This is a genomic window from Nonomuraea sp. NPDC049158, assembly GCF_040648335.1.
Lineage (GTDB): Bacteria > Actinomycetota > Actinomycetes > Streptosporangiales > Streptosporangiaceae > Nonomuraea.
The window spans coordinates 237325-252166 of record NZ_JBEZDM010000005.1; the positions used below are offsets into that span (position 1 = coordinate 237325).

Here is a 14842-nt window from a genome sequence, read left to right on the forward strand (position 1 = left end):
ATCGCGCCCGGTCAGAAAACGGGCGCTCCGAGAGAGACGCGTCCGATACGAAACGGGCGCGCCCCCCGAAGGGAACGCGCCCGGTCATTCGCTGGTCGTTTTACCAGTCGCCGCCGCCGAAGTCGCCACCACCGAAGTCGCCGCCGCCGCCGAAGTCGCCCCAGCCGCCGCCACCTCCGCCGCCGAAGTCGCCGCCGCCGCTGAAGTCGCCACCGCCACCGCCGTCGGAGACGCCCTCGGCGTAACCGGCGCCGTAGCCGCCGAAGCCGCCGCCGAGCATGCTGCCCATCATGGTGCCGATGAACATGCCGGTCATGATGTCGCCGAAGCCGCCGTAGTAGCCGTAGGCGTAAGGCTGGTAGGCCGGGCCCGCGTCGTAGTAGGGACGCCGCTGACCGTCGACCATGACCTCCCGCATCTGCGGGTCGAAGCCGCGCTCCACGGCCTCCGCGTCGCTCGCGCAGGCGGGCACGTCGCGCACCGCGCCGCCGGGCGGCGCCCAGCGCACGTCACGTACGGACGGACCGTGCTGCGGGTTGAAGAAGCAGGGTGCCCGCCGCTCGGGGACCGGCTGGTTGCCGACCTTGGCCTTCACCACGGCCAGCGCGTAGCGGCCGTCCTCCAGCGTCTGGGTCACCTCGCGCACCTGGTCGGCCCGCTGCACCGCCGCGAGCTGCGTCTTGGCCTTCTCGTAGGAGTCGAGCGCCTGCTGCCACTCGGTGATGTGCTGCCCGCTCTGGCCGGAGAGCGCCACGTCGGTGTCCAGCGCGGTGATCTCCTCGCCGAGCTTGGTGACGTCCTCCTCCACGGTCTGCTTGACCGCGGCCAGGTCCTTGGCGTCCTGGATGGCCTGCTTCTTCTTCTTGTTCTTGGAGTAGACGAAGTAGCCGCCGCCGCCGACCACGACGAGCGCGCCCAGGGCGATCAGCGCGCCGCTGCCACCACCGCTGCCGCCCACCGGGCCGGAGTCGAGCGCGGCCTTCTTGCCCGCGGAGGCGAGGTTGACGCGTTCCACGAAGTCGTTCATGCCGGACACGACGTCGTCGTGGTTACGCACCGCGAGCTGAGACAGCTTGTTGGTGAGACCGGGCTTGCCGAAGTTGGACTCCGCGAACAGGGAGTTGCCGTCGAGCACCGCCACGGTGACCTGGCCCCCACCCTTCGCGGCCGCGGTGGCCTCGCCAAGGGAGGTGACGTACTGCTTGGCGTTGGCCGCCGTCAACGTGCCGTCGGGCAGAGCCGCGACGTAGATGTCACTCTTGGAACCCTTCAACGTGTCGCGGATCTCGGACTGCTGGTCCGAGGTCAGCGGCGATCCCGACTGCACGAATAGCGGATCCTTCTTGTCCTTCCAATAGGACACAACGCTCGATGCGTCAGGGGGTGCGGCCGCCGCGTTGGCGGCAGGGGACAGCGCAAGGACGACGAAAAGACCGGCGATCAGAGCCGCGATCGCGGCCCCTGCTCGGCGCAGCGAATGGGTCATTGGCAGCAAGCCTCCTTCGCCCAGGATGACGAACGGGCACTCGACAAAGTTCCTCTACAGCGCACGTTACCCGTATGGAGTCGGTCGAGCGCGGGGCGTGGTCAAGGATCTTCGAGACTCCGGCACGATCAAGCGAGCTCAAGCGTCCTTGATCTCGCAGATCGTCGCACCCGACGTGACGGTCTGCCCGGCCGCGGCGCTCAGCCCCGTGACGATGCCCGCCTTGTGCGCGGTCAGTGGCTGCTCCATCTTCATGGCCTCCAGCACCACGATCGCGTCGCCCTCGGCCACCGTGTCGCCGTCGGCCGCGACGACCTTGACGATGGTGCCCTGCATCGGGCTGACCAGCGCGTCGCCGCCCGCCGCGGGCTTGTGCGCGCCGCCGCGTCTGGGCTTCCTGGCCGCGGGCGGCGCGGAGCCTCTGGCGGTCGTACCGAGGCTGGAGGGGAGGATCACTTCGAGGCGCTTGCCGCCGACCTCGACCGTCACCGACTCCCGGGCGGCGGGCTCGTCGGCGGCGCCGTCGCCCGAGTACGGCGGGATCGTGTTGTCGAACTCGGTCTCGATCCACCGGGTGTGGACGGCGAACGGCTCGGCGGTGAAGGCCGGGTCCGACACGACCGCGCGGTGGAAGGGCAGCACGGTCGGCATGCCGTCGATCTCGAACTCGGCCAGCGCCCGGCGCGAGCGCTCCAGCGCCTCCGTACGCGTACGGCCGGTCACGATCAGCTTGGCCACCAGCGAGTCGAACGTCTGCGGCACGGTCATCCCGGCCTCGAAGCCCGAGTCGAGCCGCACCCCGGGACCCGACGGCGCTCGCATGACGGTGAGGGTGCCCGGGGCGGGCAGGAAGTTACGGCCGGCGTCCTCGGCGTTGACCCGGAACTCGATCGAGTGGCCGCGCGGCGGCGGGTCGGCGTAGCCGAGCGTCCCGCCGTCGGCGATGCGGAACATCTCGCGGACCAGGTCGAGCCCCGACACCTCCTCGCTCACCGGGTGCTCGACCTGAAGGCGGGTGTTGACCTCGAGGAAGGAGATCGTGCCGTCCTGGCCGACGAGGAACTCGCAGGTGCCCGCGCCGACGTAGCCGGCCTCGCGCAGGATCGCCTTGGAGCTGGTGTAGAGGGTCTCGACCTGCGACTCGGACAGGAACGGCGCGGGCGCCTCCTCCACCAGCTTCTGGTGGCGGCGCTGGAGCGAGCAGTCGCGGGTGCCGACCACGACCACGTTGCCGTCGCGGTCGGCCAGGCACTGGGTCTCGACGTGCCGGGGGCGGTCGAGGTAGCGCTCCACGAAGCACTCGCCGCGGCCGAAGGCGGCGGTCGCCTCGCGTACGGCCGAGTCGTACAGCTCGGCGACCTCCTCCAGCCGGCGGGCGACCTTGATGCCCCGGCCGCCGCCGCCATAGGCGGCCTTGATCGCGATGGGCAGGCCATGCTCCTCGGCGAAGGCGACCACCTCCGCCGCCCCCGACACCGGGTCCTTGGTGCCGGCGACCAGCGGCGCGCCGACCTTCTGCGCGATGTGCCTGGCCTGGACCTTGTCGCCGAGCGCGGCGATGGCGGCGGGCGGCGGGCCGATCCAGATCAGGCCCGCGTCGATGACGGCCTGGGCGAAGCCGGCGTTCTCGGCCAGGAAGCCGTAACCGGGGTGCACGGCGTCGGCGCCGGAGCGCCGGGCGATCTCCAGCAGCTTGCCGATGTCGAGGTAGGTCTCGGCGGGGGACCGGCCGCCCAGCGCGTACGCCTCATCGGCGATCTTCGCGTGCAGGGAGTCGAGGTCCTGGTCGGCGTAGACGGCCACGCTGCCGATCCCGGCGTCCTTGCATGCCCGGGCGATCCGGACGGCGATCTCACCCCGGTTGGCGATCAGAACCCTCTGCACCGACTTACGTCCTTCCCGACGCCCTTCTCCGACAGGAGTGTAAGTGCTCGTTGTCGGTCGCCCCTCAGCGACCCAAGTACGCCCCGCCGTTCACATGAAGCACCTGCCCCGTCAGGTGCCGCGCACCCGGAGAGGCGAGGAACACCACACTGTCGGCCACGTCAGATGGGGTGCCGGGGCGGCCGTTGCGGGTGTTCTCGACGCGGGCCCTGATGCCCTCCTCGGTCAGGCGGCCGCGGAAGAACTCGGTGTCGACCACCAGGCCGGGGGAGACCACGTTGGCGGTGACGCCCCGGGGGCCGAGCTGGGCGGCCAGATCGGCGGTCCACGCCTCGACGGCCGCCTTGGCCGCGCCGTACGAGCCGGAGCCCGTGCCGCGGGCGGCGATCGAGCCGATCGTGATGATCCGCCCGCCCTTGGCGAAGCGCGGCAGCAGCGCGGTCGTGACGAGCACGGCGGACAGCAGGTTGGCGTTGAGGTTGGCCAGCCACCCCTCGGCCACGTCCAGCAGGTCGTCGGACTGCCGCCGGTCGAGGTTGGTGTTGCCGCCCGCGTTGTTGACCAGGACGTCGACCCGCTCGGGCAGGCGGCTCGCCGCCACCTTCACGGCGGCGGGGCTCGCGGCGTCGAAGGGCAGGAAGTCGGCGCCGAGCCGGGACGCGGCCTCCTTCAGGACATGCTCGCGGCGCCCGGTGATCGTGACCCGGTCGCCCGCGGAGACGAACGCCGCCGCGACCGCGTAGCCGATCCCGGTGCCGCCGCCGGTGACCACAACCTCGCGCATGGCCGGCCGCTCCTTAGATCCGAATATTCCTCTGGAAGACCATAGCCGCTCGGCATAACAGGAGCGAGGCGTGAATGACGCGTCTATGTTGAGGGCGCTTTCAGTCGATCCAGGAGGTATGCATGAGCCAGAGCCTGCTCGGTGGCGACCCCGCGGAAATGCAGCAGATGGCCACCCAATTCACCCAGCAGTCCGAGGCGGTGCGCACCACGATGACCGCGCTGGACCGCGAGGCCGCCAAGGTCGGCACCGCTTGGACAGGCCCGGGAGCCGAGCGCTTCCAGGGGGCCTGGCAGAACTACCGGACGGCCTTCCAGCGCATGACGGAAGAGCTCCAGGAGGCCTCTCGGGTGATCAACACCTACCGGGGCAACATCGAGTCCGCGACCCGCTGAGTCTCGCGGAGGGGCCCCGGCCTGACCGCCGGGGCTTCTTTTCGTTCAGGACACCGGGGGTACTTTCGTTCAGGTTGGCAAGCTACGCTTTTCCGCCATGATCGGACGGACTCTCGCGGCGGGCGTGCTCGCCCTGCAGCTCACCTCGGCCCCCGCCCTCGCCGCGGTGCCGGCGGAGAGGTCAGCGCCCGTCGAGTGCAAGCCGCGCAAGGGGACGACGCAGCTGCCCGGCACCGAGCCGTGGGCGCAGCGAAGGCTCGACATCAAGAACGTGTGGCGCCTCACCCGGGGCGCGGGCGTGAAGGTCGCCGTCGTCGACAGCGGCGTCGACTACCAGCACCCGCAGATCCAGATCTCCAAGTTCATCGACATCACCCACACCGGCTACCGCGACTGCGTGGGGCACGGCACCGCCGTCGCGGGCATCATCGCCGGCCGCTACCTCGCCGGGGTCCCCTTCCACGGTGTCGCCCCCGAAGCCCAGCTCATCTCGGTGAAGCAGAGCAACAGCGAGGAGGGCGAGGTCGCCGACCTGGTCAAGGGGATCAAGGAGGCGGTGGACCGCAAGGCGGACGTGATCAACGTCTCGGTGCGGGCCGCCGACCATCCCGACCTGAGGGCGGTCATCCAGTACGCGCTGGCCAGGGACATCGTGGTCGTGGCCGCCGCCGGCAACATCACCAAGGAGGACGGGCCGCCCGAGCCCGCCTACCCCGCGGCCTACGACGGCGTGCTCGCCGTCGGCTCCGCCAACAGCAACGGCCAGCGCGCCGACTCCTCCAACACGGCCACGCCGGTCGGCGTGCTCGGGCCGGGCGTGGACATCACCGCCCCGTGGACGGGCAAGAGCTACATGCGCGGCCTGGAGGGCACCAGCTTCGCCGCGCCGTACGTGGCCGGCGTCGCCGCGCTCATCCGCGCCCGCTTCCCCAAGCTCGACCAGGAGCAGGTACGCCAGCGCATCACCGCCACGGCCGACGGCTCGGTGGGCACGGGCACCGGAGCCGGGATGGTCAACCCGCTGCTCGCCGTCACCGCGTCGCTGTCCTTCGACCCGGCCGGCGCCCCGGTGGTCGCCGCGCCCCCGCCCCCGCCGCTGCCCGCCGACGTGGTGGCCAAGGTCCCGGCGCCCGACGAGCACGCGACGAACGTCTCTCTCCTGGTGACGGTCGGCGCGCTGGCCATCGCCGCCGTGGGGGCGGCCTGCGCGCTGCTCGTCCCGCTGGGTCGCCGGCGCGGATGGCGTCCCGGTCGACCGGCGGCCTGATGTCCTGACGGTTAAATGTCAGGTTGCGTCCGAAACTACTGATGCAAAAGTGACAGGTTTGGTTGAATGTACTGCAGATCGCGTTTTGACTTGAAGGGATAGAGATGCACCCTCTGCGGCCGGGTGATCCAGAGCGTTTAGGCGCTTTCACCCTCTTTGGACGGCTGGACGAGGGGCCGCGCGGAGTCGCGTACCTCGGCAAGGAGTCTGAGGACGGACCCACCCGAGTGATCAAGCTGCTCCCGGCCGTTCCCGGCGCGGGGCCGCAGGACGCCGAGCGGTTCAAGGGCGTCCAGCGCATTTCGAGCGTGTACGTCGCCAGGACGCTGGACGCCGGTATGCACGGCGAGCAGCCGTACATCGTGCGCGAGCACATCGAGGGCCGCAGCCTGGCCGAAACGGTGGCGGCCGAGGGGCCGCTCGACGGCGACACCCTGGAGCGGGTGGCCGTGGGCGTGCTGACCGCCCTGACCGCCGTCCACCTCGCCGGGGTCACGCACCGCGGGCTCACGCCGCACAACGTACTTCTCGCCGCAGACGGCCCGCGCGTGACCGACATCGACCTCGGCGAGGCCGTCGGCGAGCTGGGTTACCGCTCGCCCGAGCAGCTCAGCGGACTGGGTTACGGTCCCTACGCCGACGTGTTCGCCTGGGCCGCCTCGATCGTCTTCGCCGCGACCGGACAGCCGCCCTTCGGGCACGACGCCCAGGCGGTGCTCAACGAGGAGCCCGAGGTCGGCACGCTGGCCGAGCCGCTGCGCCGGGTGGTCCTGTCCGCGCTGTCCAAGGACGTCGCGCAGCGGCCGACCACCTACACGGCGCTGCTGCAACTCCTCGGGGACAAGAGCGGGGCCGCCGCGCCGCGCGTCGGCGTCGTCGCCACCGTGCCGCCGCCGATCGCAGCGCCGGAGGACGAGCTCTTCCCGCCGCAGACCATCCAGCTCCCGCCGTTGCAGGTGCCGGTCGAGCAGCAGCAGCCGCTCGAGGGGGTGCCGGTCCCGCAGCAGACGTGGGGTCCGCCGCCCGTGCCGCAGCAGGGGGCCACGTGGGAAGGGGCGCCCGGTGGGCAGCCGCCCGCCCAGGTGTGGCAGGTACCGGCCCAGGGCGGCGCCGCCGCTCCCCGGCGCAAGTCGTTCCCCATCGGGCTGGCCGCGGCGGTCACGGCCGTCATGCTGCTGTCCGGTGTGGGGCTGTGGGGCGCAGGTCATTACGCCAAGCTGGAGCCCGTCTCCAACTCCGCGTCGGAGGCCACGAAGAGCGGCACCCTCGCGATCGGCGGTGGCGGCGGTGACTCCTCCACGCAGCAACAGCAGCTGCAGCCCGGCCAGCCCGATCCGCAGCAGTCGCAGCCTGACGTGACGGTGCCCTGGGCGTCGGCCAGCCCCGACCCGACCGACGTGGTCCCGCTGGTGCTGCCGACCGACTATCCCTCGCAGGCGCCCACGGCGCCGGAGTTCAGCACGGTCCCGACGCCGCAGCCGATCCTCACGCAGCCGGTGACCCAGCCGACGGTGACGCAGCCCGCCGCCCAGCCGACGGCGACGCAGAGCGCCTCGACCGAGCGCAAGGGCAGGAAGCGGCAGACGCCGACGCCGACGCCGACCGAGTCGAAGCAGGAGCCGACCCCGACACCGACTCCGACACCGACGAAGACCAAGGAGCCGGAGCCGACGCCGGAGCCGAGCAAGACCAAGGAGCCGGAGCCGGAGCCGACGAAGACGACTGAGGCGCCGAAGCCGAAGCCGACGCCGACGAAGACCACTCAGTCGCCCAAGCCGACGCCCACCAAGACCACCGCTAAGCCGACGCCGACGCCGACGAAGACCACGGCCAAGCCGACGCCTACGCCGCCCAAGACGAACCCCTACACGCCGACGCAGGTGTGCGGATCCGGGTTCAGCGTGCAGCGCAGCGGTTCGTTCGCGGGCGGGGTGACCTACCAGCTCTACAACAGCGGCAGCGGTGAGAACTGCGTGGTCACCATGAAGACCACGAACGTGGGTGTGAAGAGCCAGGTCAGCGCCACCCTCGACGTACAGGGCGGGGGGAGCAGGACCGACTCCGGCATGTACGACTACTACGCGGGCCCGGTCAAGCTGCCCGCCAAGGGCAAGTGCGTGAAGTACTCGGGCAGCACCGCCTCTGGCAACACCAGCGCCCCCTACGGCAACTGCGGCTGACACAGCGCGAAAAACGGGGCCGGTGAGGAGCGATCCTCACCGGCCCCGCTGCTGTCCGGGGGTCAGTCCTCCCAGGAGCGCTGGGTGCGGCGCATCCCTTCGAGCCGTTCGCCGGTCTCGCGGGCGTAGGAGTCCTGCAGCTCGTCCAGGTCGCGCTTGAAGGTGCCCAGCAAATCCTGCTCGCCGGGCACCATCCCGAGCCCGAGCAGGTCGCGGGCCTGCCGCTCATGGTCCTCCTGGGCCGCGCGTACGGCCTCGACCACGTCGCGGCCCAGCTCTTCCGGATCCAGCCGCATGGCCCGGTGGGTGATCTGCACGTCGACCAGCTTGCTGTCGGCGTCCACGCGCGCGGAGACCGTTCCGCCACGGCTCTCGCCCGAGCCGGTCAGCTGACGTAGCGCCTGCGTGGCCTGTTCGAGCTCGCGCATCGTCCGTTCGCTGGCCTGTACGAGCCGGTCTAGCTCCTCAAGGCGGGGGTCACTGGAATCCATGCGCCCCACGCCACCGGCAGCAGGTTAACGAACGCCAATCGGGAGCCGTCCAATCGTCTAACTGATCATTAAGACTGCCGCGAGAGCGAGAAGACAAGACCCGACATCGGGAAGAATTCGTACATATGACGATGAAAGCGGCTACGCCGGGACAGGAGATCTACGTCACCTCCACGTCCATCGGTCACCTGCGCGATCGGGTGGACGATGAGCTGAAGGTGGCCATGTCCTTCGTCAGGAGCCTGGTCGGCACGGTCGGGGTCGACTCCCCGGGCTTCGGCGTACTCGGAGAGATGGTGCTGGGCGGCACCTACGACGGCATCTGCCAGTGGGCCGACAAGACGCTGGGCGAGGCGGAGAAGACGATCGACAGCTGGTCGGGGGCGCTCACGCAGGCCGAGCGCAACTGGCACACCGCCGAGAAGGCCAGCGCCGTGAGGTACCGCAAATGAGCTACAACGAAACGAGCTACTACAACAACCTGCGGCACCCTGCCTACAACCCGCCCTCCACCGCGAACACCGGCTACTCGCCCTACAGGTACCCGGGCTACAACGCGCCCAACACGCCGGGCTACAACGCCTACAAGCCGCCCACCTTCGGGCCGCCTCCGCAGGTGCCGGAGCCGATCGGGCCCAAGGTACTGGAGTCGATCAAGCGGCTGGGCCGGATCTCGGCTTGGCTGGTTCCCGCCGTGATCGTCGCGGGTACGGCCATCGCCAACGAGCCGGGCATGGCGCAGGCGGCCGCGAACTGGAAGAACGGCATCTCCAACCGGCTCGATGACGGGGTCAAGCAACTGCTGCCCCAGCTCGTCGCCGCGTCGCGGAGCGGCTGGATCGCCCTCGACCAGCAGGAGTTCGAGCGGGTCGTGTGGATCTTCCACCGGGAGATCGGCTCGCTGCGCGGTGTGCTCGGCGACGTCGGCGGCATGGTCGACGAGGTGGCCGCCGGGTACCGGAGCTACTGGGTCAAGCTGGCCACGCTGGGCGTGACCACGCTCACCCTACTGATGTTCGCCAAGCAGTTGCAGGCGTTCCCGCACACCAAGCTGTACGGCGGGCTGCTGGAGAAGTTCATCGCCTCGGGCACCAACGGCGCGGTGGCCGTGATGACCTTGACGATGGTGTCGGGCCTGCGCGGGGCGGGCGACATCATGTCGACGGTGATCAAGAAGGAGCACCAGTTCGGCTACATCAAGCCGGGCAACGGCGCCGAGATCGACTTCGAGCAGGCGACCATCGACGCCGCGAAGTTCCCGCCGTTCCAGGCTCCGGCGAAGCCCGGTCAGCTGCCTCCGGGCGCCGACAAGTTCGACTGGGTGGAGCCCAACCAGGAGACCACTTAGTAGGGGCGGTACCCGCCGCCCTGCGCCATTGAGGCGAGGCCCGGGTGCCCGTCGAGCGATCCGTACCGCTTGTACGTGTACAGGACCCCGGCCACGATGTTGTCCACCGGCTCCAGGATCTGCTTGTGCCCCGGCAGGCTGTTGGCGGCGAACGTGGGCGGGATGGTCTGCATCAGTCCCTGCGATGGGATGCCGTTCTTGGCGTTGATGTCCCAGTTGTTGATGGCGCTCGGGTTGCCCCCGGACTCGTTGTAGATGATGGTCCAGATCTGCTGGACGACCTTGGGGTCGTTCGGGTCGAGGTCCTGGATCTTGTCCAGCAGCCCTCTTTTCCGCAGCTCGTCGGCCATCTCCGGTGACTTGATGACCCGGAGGGCCTCCTTGATCCACTCCACGACCTCGGCCTTGGGCGCCGGCGCGTTGCCGGCCGAGGAGACGCCGCCGCTGTAGGCGTAGCCGGCCCCGCCGCTCGCGCCGCCGCCGTCGCTGCCTCCGGCGGCGGCCGCCGACTCCAGCGAGGTGCGCTTGTCCTCGAACGGCGTCCTGACCCACTCGACCTTGTGGTCGCCCGGCTCGAAGTCGGCCCCGTCCGGCTGGGGGACCTTGGTGAAGAAGCCGAACTCGCCGTCCGCGCCGAGCTCCTTGGCCAGCGCCTTCTTGGCGTCTTCCAGGTCGCCTTCGGCCTTCTCGACCAGCTTCTCGGCCTTGGTGACGTTGCCGCTGACGATCGTCGTCTTGGCCAGAGCGTCCTCGGCGTCCTGGGCGCTGGCTTTCGGGTTCAGCTTCGCGTACTGGGTCTTGTACTCCGCCGCGCGTTCGACCGCGTCCTGGCAGAGGGCGTTCACCTTGCCGTGGGCGTCCTCCAGCGAGGTGGCCGCCTTGTCGAGGGCGTCGGCGCAGGCCGACAGCGCGTCATTGAGACCGGTGCTCGCCCGCGGGTAGGCGGCCATGTGCTTGGTGAACGCGTCGGCCGAGCCGCCCTGCCAGGCCTTGTCCACCTCGCCGACCGACTTGGTCAGGGAGTTGGTCGACCTGGCGACGTGACCGGCCGCCGTCCGCCACGCGTTCGCGGTGCTCCTGATCGCCTGCGGATTGCCGGTCACCTTGGCGAGGAGCGCGGCCAGCCGGCCGCCACCGGGCAGGTCGCCGACGCCGCTCATCCGCCGGAGGCCTTCGACGCCTTGCGCAGGTTGGTCTCCACCTGGTCGATGGCCTTCTCGACGTTGTTCAGGCGGCTCTTGCCCGCCTGCAGCTCGTCCTTGAGCGCCCGCCAGACCTTGTCGACGTCCGTGGCCAGGTCACCGGAGTCCTTGAGGTCACCGAAGGTCTTCGACGAGGTCCCCCCGGTCGGCGCGGTGGACTTGGTGCCCTCGAACGCGCCGTCCAGGTCGAACATGTTCGCCACTTTGCGGGCCCGTCTCCCACATTCTTCGAGCGCCTGGTAGTGCACGTCGACCCAGCCGCCGCTCATGGGACCCCCAGACTTATTGCTGCGAAGTGCACGAAACATGAGCATAGTGGACAGTTATCGAGGATGTCCCTGAGGAAGGAGAAACTATTGGGGCAGCAAGACGGCTACTCCGCGCACTGGAGAAACATCCGGCACGGGGCCGAAATGGCGCGGGAGGAGGCCGAGCACGTGCGTGAGGTGCGTGAGGAGCTGCGCCAGGTGTTCGTCGCCGAGGGCCGGCCCATGGGTGACGACCAGTACGGCGCGGAGTTCGAGAAGACCTTCCCCAATCGGACGAAGGCCATTTTCAAGGACTTCGACGACTACATCGACGAGCTGGAAGGTGTACGGGACGGGATGCACGTCTCCGCCAACAGGTACGAGGCTGCCGAGATCGATACTCGGGGCTGACGTTCGTGCTGCTCGATGGGATACCCGTGCCTGCTTGGGTCCGTCCGTGGGCGGGCTGGGTGCTGGGGACGGATTGGCCCAAAGGCGATGAGGGCGGTTTGTTCCGGCTCGCCGACGCGCTGGTGAAGGCGGCCCGGGGCGTGGCCGGCGGGGCCGACGGGGACGGCATCCGGCTGTACGCCGACGGGTGGGCTCCTATGCCCTGTTCGGCGACCGGGTCACCCAGGACCGCCTTGACTACACCCGCACGCTCTACGGCACCGCCCGCTCGTTCTATGGCCACGGCCCGGGCGTCCTTTCCGCCAACGACCTGCGCCGCCTGCACGGCCTGGTCGAATTTCTCGGCAGGGGGCCGGACTCGGGATTGCCCGACGCGGCGTGGCTCAAGGCGGAGACCGAGGCGGTCCTGGGCGGCCACGCCGACCCGAGGACCGTCGAGGGTTTGTCAAGACTCGGGGAGTGGTTCGCCCACACCGGCGGACGGTCGTATCCCGGCGAGACCGGAGCGACGGTCTTGCACAGGGCGGCCGGAGAGTTCCTCGGCGAGCCCCCGAACGAGGCCGCCGTCCGGCGCGCCGCGGTCGCGTTCAGCGACGCGGCGGAGTACTCGCCCCCCACCCTGGGTCAGTACGGTCGCGGGGGCGTGAGACGGCTCAGCCCGTGCTGGGTCGCCGCGAACAGATCGCCGGACAGGGCCAGCGGGACGCCGCCCAGGCGGGTCTCGCCGGCCTGCTCGCCGTCCGGCAGGCGCCATAGCCGTACGGTGCCGTCGTCGCAGCCCACGGCCAGCACATCGGGACCGAGGAAACGCAGGCACCGGACCGTGCCCGGGTTGCCGCCGAGTACCACGACGTCCTCGCCCGTCTCGGCGTCACGCACGGGCACCAGCCCGTCATAGCTGCCGGCGGCGAGTACGGCCCGGCCGCCGACCGTGCCGAATGCCAGCGCGTACACCGGCAGCGGGTGCCCGTGCACCACCGACAGCGGCCGGCCCGTCGCCGCGTCCCAGGTCCTGACCGCCCGGTCGTACCCGCTCGACGCGATCGCTACCCGGCCGCCGATCCGGCCCGTTGCCAGGCATGTAACGCCCGCCGTATGGCCGGTCAGGCGGCGCAGCGGCCGGCCCGAGACCGCGTCCCAGGTCCTGACCGTGCCGTCCATGCCACCTGAGACCAGCAGATCGCCGTCGAGGGCGAGCGCGAGCACCTGACCGGTGTGCGGCGTCGGCACCGCGACCACGCCGTCCACCGGATGATGCACGCGGACGGTGCCGCTGTCGGTGCCGCAGACCAGGCCGCCGCCGTCGAAGGCCAGACTTGTGATGCCGCCGTCTCCGGACGCGCCGGGGAGGCCGTCTCCGGGGGCGGCGGTGCCGTCGTCCGCGGACACTATGGACAGGAACTCGCCGCCGGCCGGCCGCCAAAACCGCAGTGTGCCGTCGGGGGACCCGGCTGCCAGAAGCGTCCCGTCGGTGGTGATCGCGTCCGTGGCGGCGTCGGTGAGCTCCCCCAGCAGCGTGCCGTCGGCCGCCCAGACACGGACCCCGTCACCTGCGGTGACCAGCCGCTCCGACGCTGCACTGACCCCGCAGGTCGCCTGTTCTTCGGTCCCGGCGGTCGTCGTCGGCGGCTTCGGCACGGTGGTGATGCCGGCGGCCCAGTCGCCGGACCGCCATCCCGCCAGGAGCGTTCCGGTGTGCGGGTCGTGGACGGCGACCCGGCCGTCGAGCGCGCAGGACGCCAGCGCCGGGCGCCCCGCCACGCTGAGAAAGGCCAGCCCGGTCACGCTCGCCTCGTGTCCCTCCAGTACGCGCATCTCCTGCCCGGTGGCCGCGTCCCAGAACCGGATCAACCGGTCAGAGCCCGCCGACGCGACGAGCCCGTCAGCGGCGGCGACCGCGTTCACCCAGCCCGCGTGGCCGGGCAGCGAGTACAGGGTGCGGCCGTTCGACAGGTCGCTGAGCCGTACCACCCCGTCGTCGGAACCGGCGACCAGGAGCGTGCCATCGACGCACACCGCGTTGATCGAGCCCTCGTGCCGGTCGGCCAGCTCGCCCAGCGATCCCGCGGCGTCCCAGACGCGCAGCACGCCGTCGGCGCCGCCGGTGTAGATCAGCCCGCCGGACGCGGCCAGCGCCAGGACCGGGCCGCCGTGGCCGGCCGTGGCGTGGAGCTGCTGCCCGGTGCCGGTGTCCCAGGCCCTGATGACCAGGTCGTCGGCGCCGGTGGCGACGATGTCCCGGCCACCGGCCGTGCCGAGCGCGATCGCCCGGGTGGGCGCGTCGGTGACGGTGGCGGTGCCTAGTTCCTCCTCGTACGGCAGGCCGTACAGGGCGAAGGTGAGGCCGGGGCGGGACAGCGCGTAGGCGGGCCGCCCGCCCACGGTGCCGAAGGCGGCGGCAGCCGGAGAGCCGGGATCGGGCGGTGGCAGCGTGGGGTCCGGCGCGGAGCGGTGGGCCAGCCTCGGCAGCTCGTTCGCCGTCTCCCTGACGGCACCGTCGCTGACCTGGAGCACCAGCGCGTCGAGTATCCGCAGGACCGGCTCCAGCCCCAGCTCGCCGTCATCACGCCACCCGAACAGGAGCGACCCTGCCAGGTCGCCGTCCCCGCGTTCCCTGGCGCCACGGCTGTCTCCGCCCTCCCCGGTGCCTTCAGTGACGACCATGCTCAGTTCGCGCAGTGTGGAGCCCGGCACCGGCGGGGGCGCCGCCACATCAGGGAAGCCTGAAGCGCGCAGGGCGTCCAGCAGCCACGGCCACACGGCCGGGTCCAGTTCGGCCGTCCAGGCCCGGACGCCGCTCGCGCGCGAGTGCTCCAGCCTGGCCCGCCCGTCGGACAGGACCGTCAGGTCCACGGTGCCGGGGAAGGACATGCCGGTCAGCCGATAGCGCACTCCAGACACGGCTGACAACCTACGGGGTATCCAGGAACGCTGTCTGGATCAGGCGCGCGCCCGATCTCCGGTCCACGGAGAAGCCGCAGTCCTGCGGCTGGATGGTCTTGGGGTCGTCCAGGTCGAGCATGTTGGCCACTTTGCGGGCCTGTTTTCCGCATTCTTCGAGCGCCTGGTAGTGCACGTCGACCCAGCCGCTCATCGGACCCCCAGACGTATTGCTGCGAAGTGCACGAAACATGAGCATAGTGGAC

General features: G+C 70.6%; 14 protein-coding genes. 6 read left to right on the top strand and 8 right to left on the bottom strand.

What is annotated here, in order from left to right; all coding sequences use genetic code 11:
- Positions 1 to 100: 100 nt before the first annotated feature.
- From AB0B61_RS13955 to AB0B61_RS13965, 3 genes are all read right to left on the bottom strand, one after another.
- Complete coding sequence (locus tag AB0B61_RS13955; protein WP_358431664.1) at positions 101 to 1486, bottom strand: hypothetical protein; 1386 nt, start codon at positions 1484 to 1486, stop codon at positions 101 to 103.
- Between the two features lie 138 nt (positions 1487 to 1624).
- Positions 1625 to 3370 (bottom strand): biotin carboxylase N-terminal domain-containing protein, encoded by a 1746-nt coding sequence (locus AB0B61_RS13960; protein WP_358431665.1) that lies wholly within the window; start codon positions 3368 to 3370, stop codon positions 1625 to 1627.
- Positions 3371 to 3434: 64 nt separating this feature from the next.
- Positions 3435 to 4154, bottom strand: a complete 720-nt coding sequence (locus tag AB0B61_RS13965) for an SDR family oxidoreductase (RefSeq protein ID WP_358431666.1) — start codon at positions 4152 to 4154, stop codon at positions 3435 to 3437.
- A gap of 122 nt (positions 4155 to 4276) precedes the next feature.
- Here AB0B61_RS13965 and AB0B61_RS13970 point away from each other — a divergent pair, with 122 nt between their 5' ends.
- From AB0B61_RS13970 to AB0B61_RS13980, 3 genes are all read left to right on the top strand, one after another.
- Positions 4277 to 4549 carry a WXG100 family type VII secretion target gene (locus tag AB0B61_RS13970; RefSeq protein ID WP_214633406.1) on the top strand — a complete coding sequence of 91 codons (273 nt, stop codon included), beginning with the start codon at positions 4277 to 4279 and terminating at the stop codon, positions 4547 to 4549.
- Between the two features lie 97 nt (positions 4550 to 4646).
- Complete coding sequence (locus AB0B61_RS13975) at positions 4647 to 5816, top strand: S8 family serine peptidase (RefSeq protein ID WP_358431667.1); 1170 nt, start codon at positions 4647 to 4649, stop codon at positions 5814 to 5816.
- Between the two features lie 104 nt (positions 5817 to 5920).
- Complete coding sequence (locus AB0B61_RS13980; protein ID WP_358431668.1) at positions 5921 to 7996, top strand: hypothetical protein; 2076 nt, start codon at positions 5921 to 5923, stop codon at positions 7994 to 7996.
- A 62-nt stretch (positions 7997 to 8058) separates the two neighbouring features.
- On the opposite strand, the gene AB0B61_RS13985 is transcribed toward AB0B61_RS13980, so the two are convergent.
- Positions 8059 to 8487: a YbaB/EbfC family nucleoid-associated protein gene (locus tag AB0B61_RS13985; RefSeq protein ID WP_358431669.1), complete on the bottom strand. Its 429-nt coding sequence runs from the start codon at positions 8485 to 8487 to the stop codon at positions 8059 to 8061.
- 125 nt (positions 8488 to 8612) lie between these two features.
- Here AB0B61_RS13985 and AB0B61_RS13990 point away from each other — a divergent pair, with 125 nt between their 5' ends.
- Together AB0B61_RS13990 and AB0B61_RS13995 are read left to right on the top strand one after the other, a co-directional pair.
- A complete protein-coding gene (locus tag AB0B61_RS13990; RefSeq protein WP_358431670.1) occupies positions 8613 to 8939 on the top strand; it encodes a hypothetical protein in 327 nt (108 codons plus the stop codon).
- Positions 8936 to 9835, top strand: a complete 900-nt coding sequence (locus AB0B61_RS13995; RefSeq protein WP_358431671.1) for a hypothetical protein — start codon at positions 8936 to 8938, stop codon at positions 9833 to 9835. The genes AB0B61_RS13990 and AB0B61_RS13995 overlap by 4 nt, the downstream gene beginning before the upstream one ends.
- Here AB0B61_RS13995 and AB0B61_RS14000 read toward each other — a convergent pair.
- Together AB0B61_RS14000 and AB0B61_RS14005 are read right to left on the bottom strand one after the other, a co-directional pair.
- Positions 9832 to 10995, bottom strand: a complete 1164-nt coding sequence (locus AB0B61_RS14000; protein WP_358431672.1) for a WXG100 family type VII secretion target — start codon at positions 10993 to 10995, stop codon at positions 9832 to 9834. The two genes, AB0B61_RS13995 and AB0B61_RS14000, sit on opposite strands and share 4 nt — an antisense overlap.
- Positions 10992 to 11306 carry a hypothetical protein gene (locus tag AB0B61_RS14005; protein WP_358431673.1) on the bottom strand — a complete coding sequence of 105 codons (315 nt, stop codon included), beginning with the start codon at positions 11304 to 11306 and terminating at the stop codon, positions 10992 to 10994. The genes AB0B61_RS14000 and AB0B61_RS14005 overlap by 4 nt, the downstream gene beginning before the upstream one ends.
- Positions 11307 to 11393: 87 nt before the next feature.
- Here AB0B61_RS14005 and AB0B61_RS14010 point away from each other — a divergent pair, with 87 nt between their 5' ends.
- A complete protein-coding gene (locus tag AB0B61_RS14010; protein WP_358431674.1) occupies positions 11394 to 11696 on the top strand; it encodes a hypothetical protein in 303 nt (100 codons plus the stop codon).
- A gap of 624 nt (positions 11697 to 12320) precedes the next feature.
- Here the strand turns inward: AB0B61_RS14010 and AB0B61_RS14015 are convergent.
- The gene (locus AB0B61_RS14015; RefSeq protein WP_358431675.1) at positions 12321 to 14597 is read right to left on the bottom strand and encodes a WD40 repeat domain-containing protein; all 2277 of its coding nucleotides are present in this window, start codon (positions 14595 to 14597) and stop codon (positions 12321 to 12323) included.
- A gap of 10 nt (positions 14598 to 14607) precedes the next feature.
- Positions 14608 to 14790: a hypothetical protein gene (locus AB0B61_RS14020; RefSeq protein ID WP_358431676.1), complete on the bottom strand. Its 183-nt coding sequence runs from the start codon at positions 14788 to 14790 to the stop codon at positions 14608 to 14610.
- Between the last annotated feature and the right edge of the window lie 52 nt (positions 14791 to 14842).

Bases quoted from the DNA above. Each gene is read 5' to 3' on its own strand.
- AB0B61_RS13980 (WP_358431668.1), top strand. From the start codon at position 5,921: ATGCACCCTCTGCGGCCGGGTGATCCAGAGCGTTTAGGCGCTTTCACC.
- AB0B61_RS13995 (WP_358431671.1), top strand. From the start codon at position 8,936: ATGAGCTACAACGAAACGAGCTACTACAACAACCTGCGGCACCCTGCC.
- AB0B61_RS13970 (WP_214633406.1), top strand. From the start codon at position 4,277: ATGAGCCAGAGCCTGCTCGGTGGCGACCCCGCGGAAATGCAGCAGATG.
- AB0B61_RS14005 (WP_358431673.1), bottom strand. From the start codon at position 11,306: ATGAGCGGCGGCTGGGTCGACGTGCACTACCAGGCGCTCGAAGAATGT.
- AB0B61_RS13990 (WP_358431670.1), top strand. From the start codon at position 8,613: ATGACGATGAAAGCGGCTACGCCGGGACAGGAGATCTACGTCACCTCC.
- AB0B61_RS13975 (WP_358431667.1), top strand. From the start codon at position 4,647: ATGATCGGACGGACTCTCGCGGCGGGCGTGCTCGCCCTGCAGCTCACC.
- AB0B61_RS13985 (WP_358431669.1), bottom strand. From the start codon at position 8,487: ATGGATTCCAGTGACCCCCGCCTTGAGGAGCTAGACCGGCTCGTACAG.
- AB0B61_RS14020 (WP_358431676.1), bottom strand. From the start codon at position 14,790: ATGAGCGGCTGGGTCGACGTGCACTACCAGGCGCTCGAAGAATGCGGA.
- AB0B61_RS13955 (WP_358431664.1), bottom strand. From the start codon at position 1,486: ATGACCCATTCGCTGCGCCGAGCAGGGGCCGCGATCGCGGCTCTGATC.
- AB0B61_RS13965 (WP_358431666.1), bottom strand. From the start codon at position 4,154: ATGCGCGAGGTTGTGGTCACCGGCGGCGGCACCGGGATCGGCTACGCG.
- AB0B61_RS14000 (WP_358431672.1), bottom strand. From the start codon at position 10,995: ATGAGCGGCGTCGGCGACCTGCCCGGTGGCGGCCGGCTGGCCGCGCTC.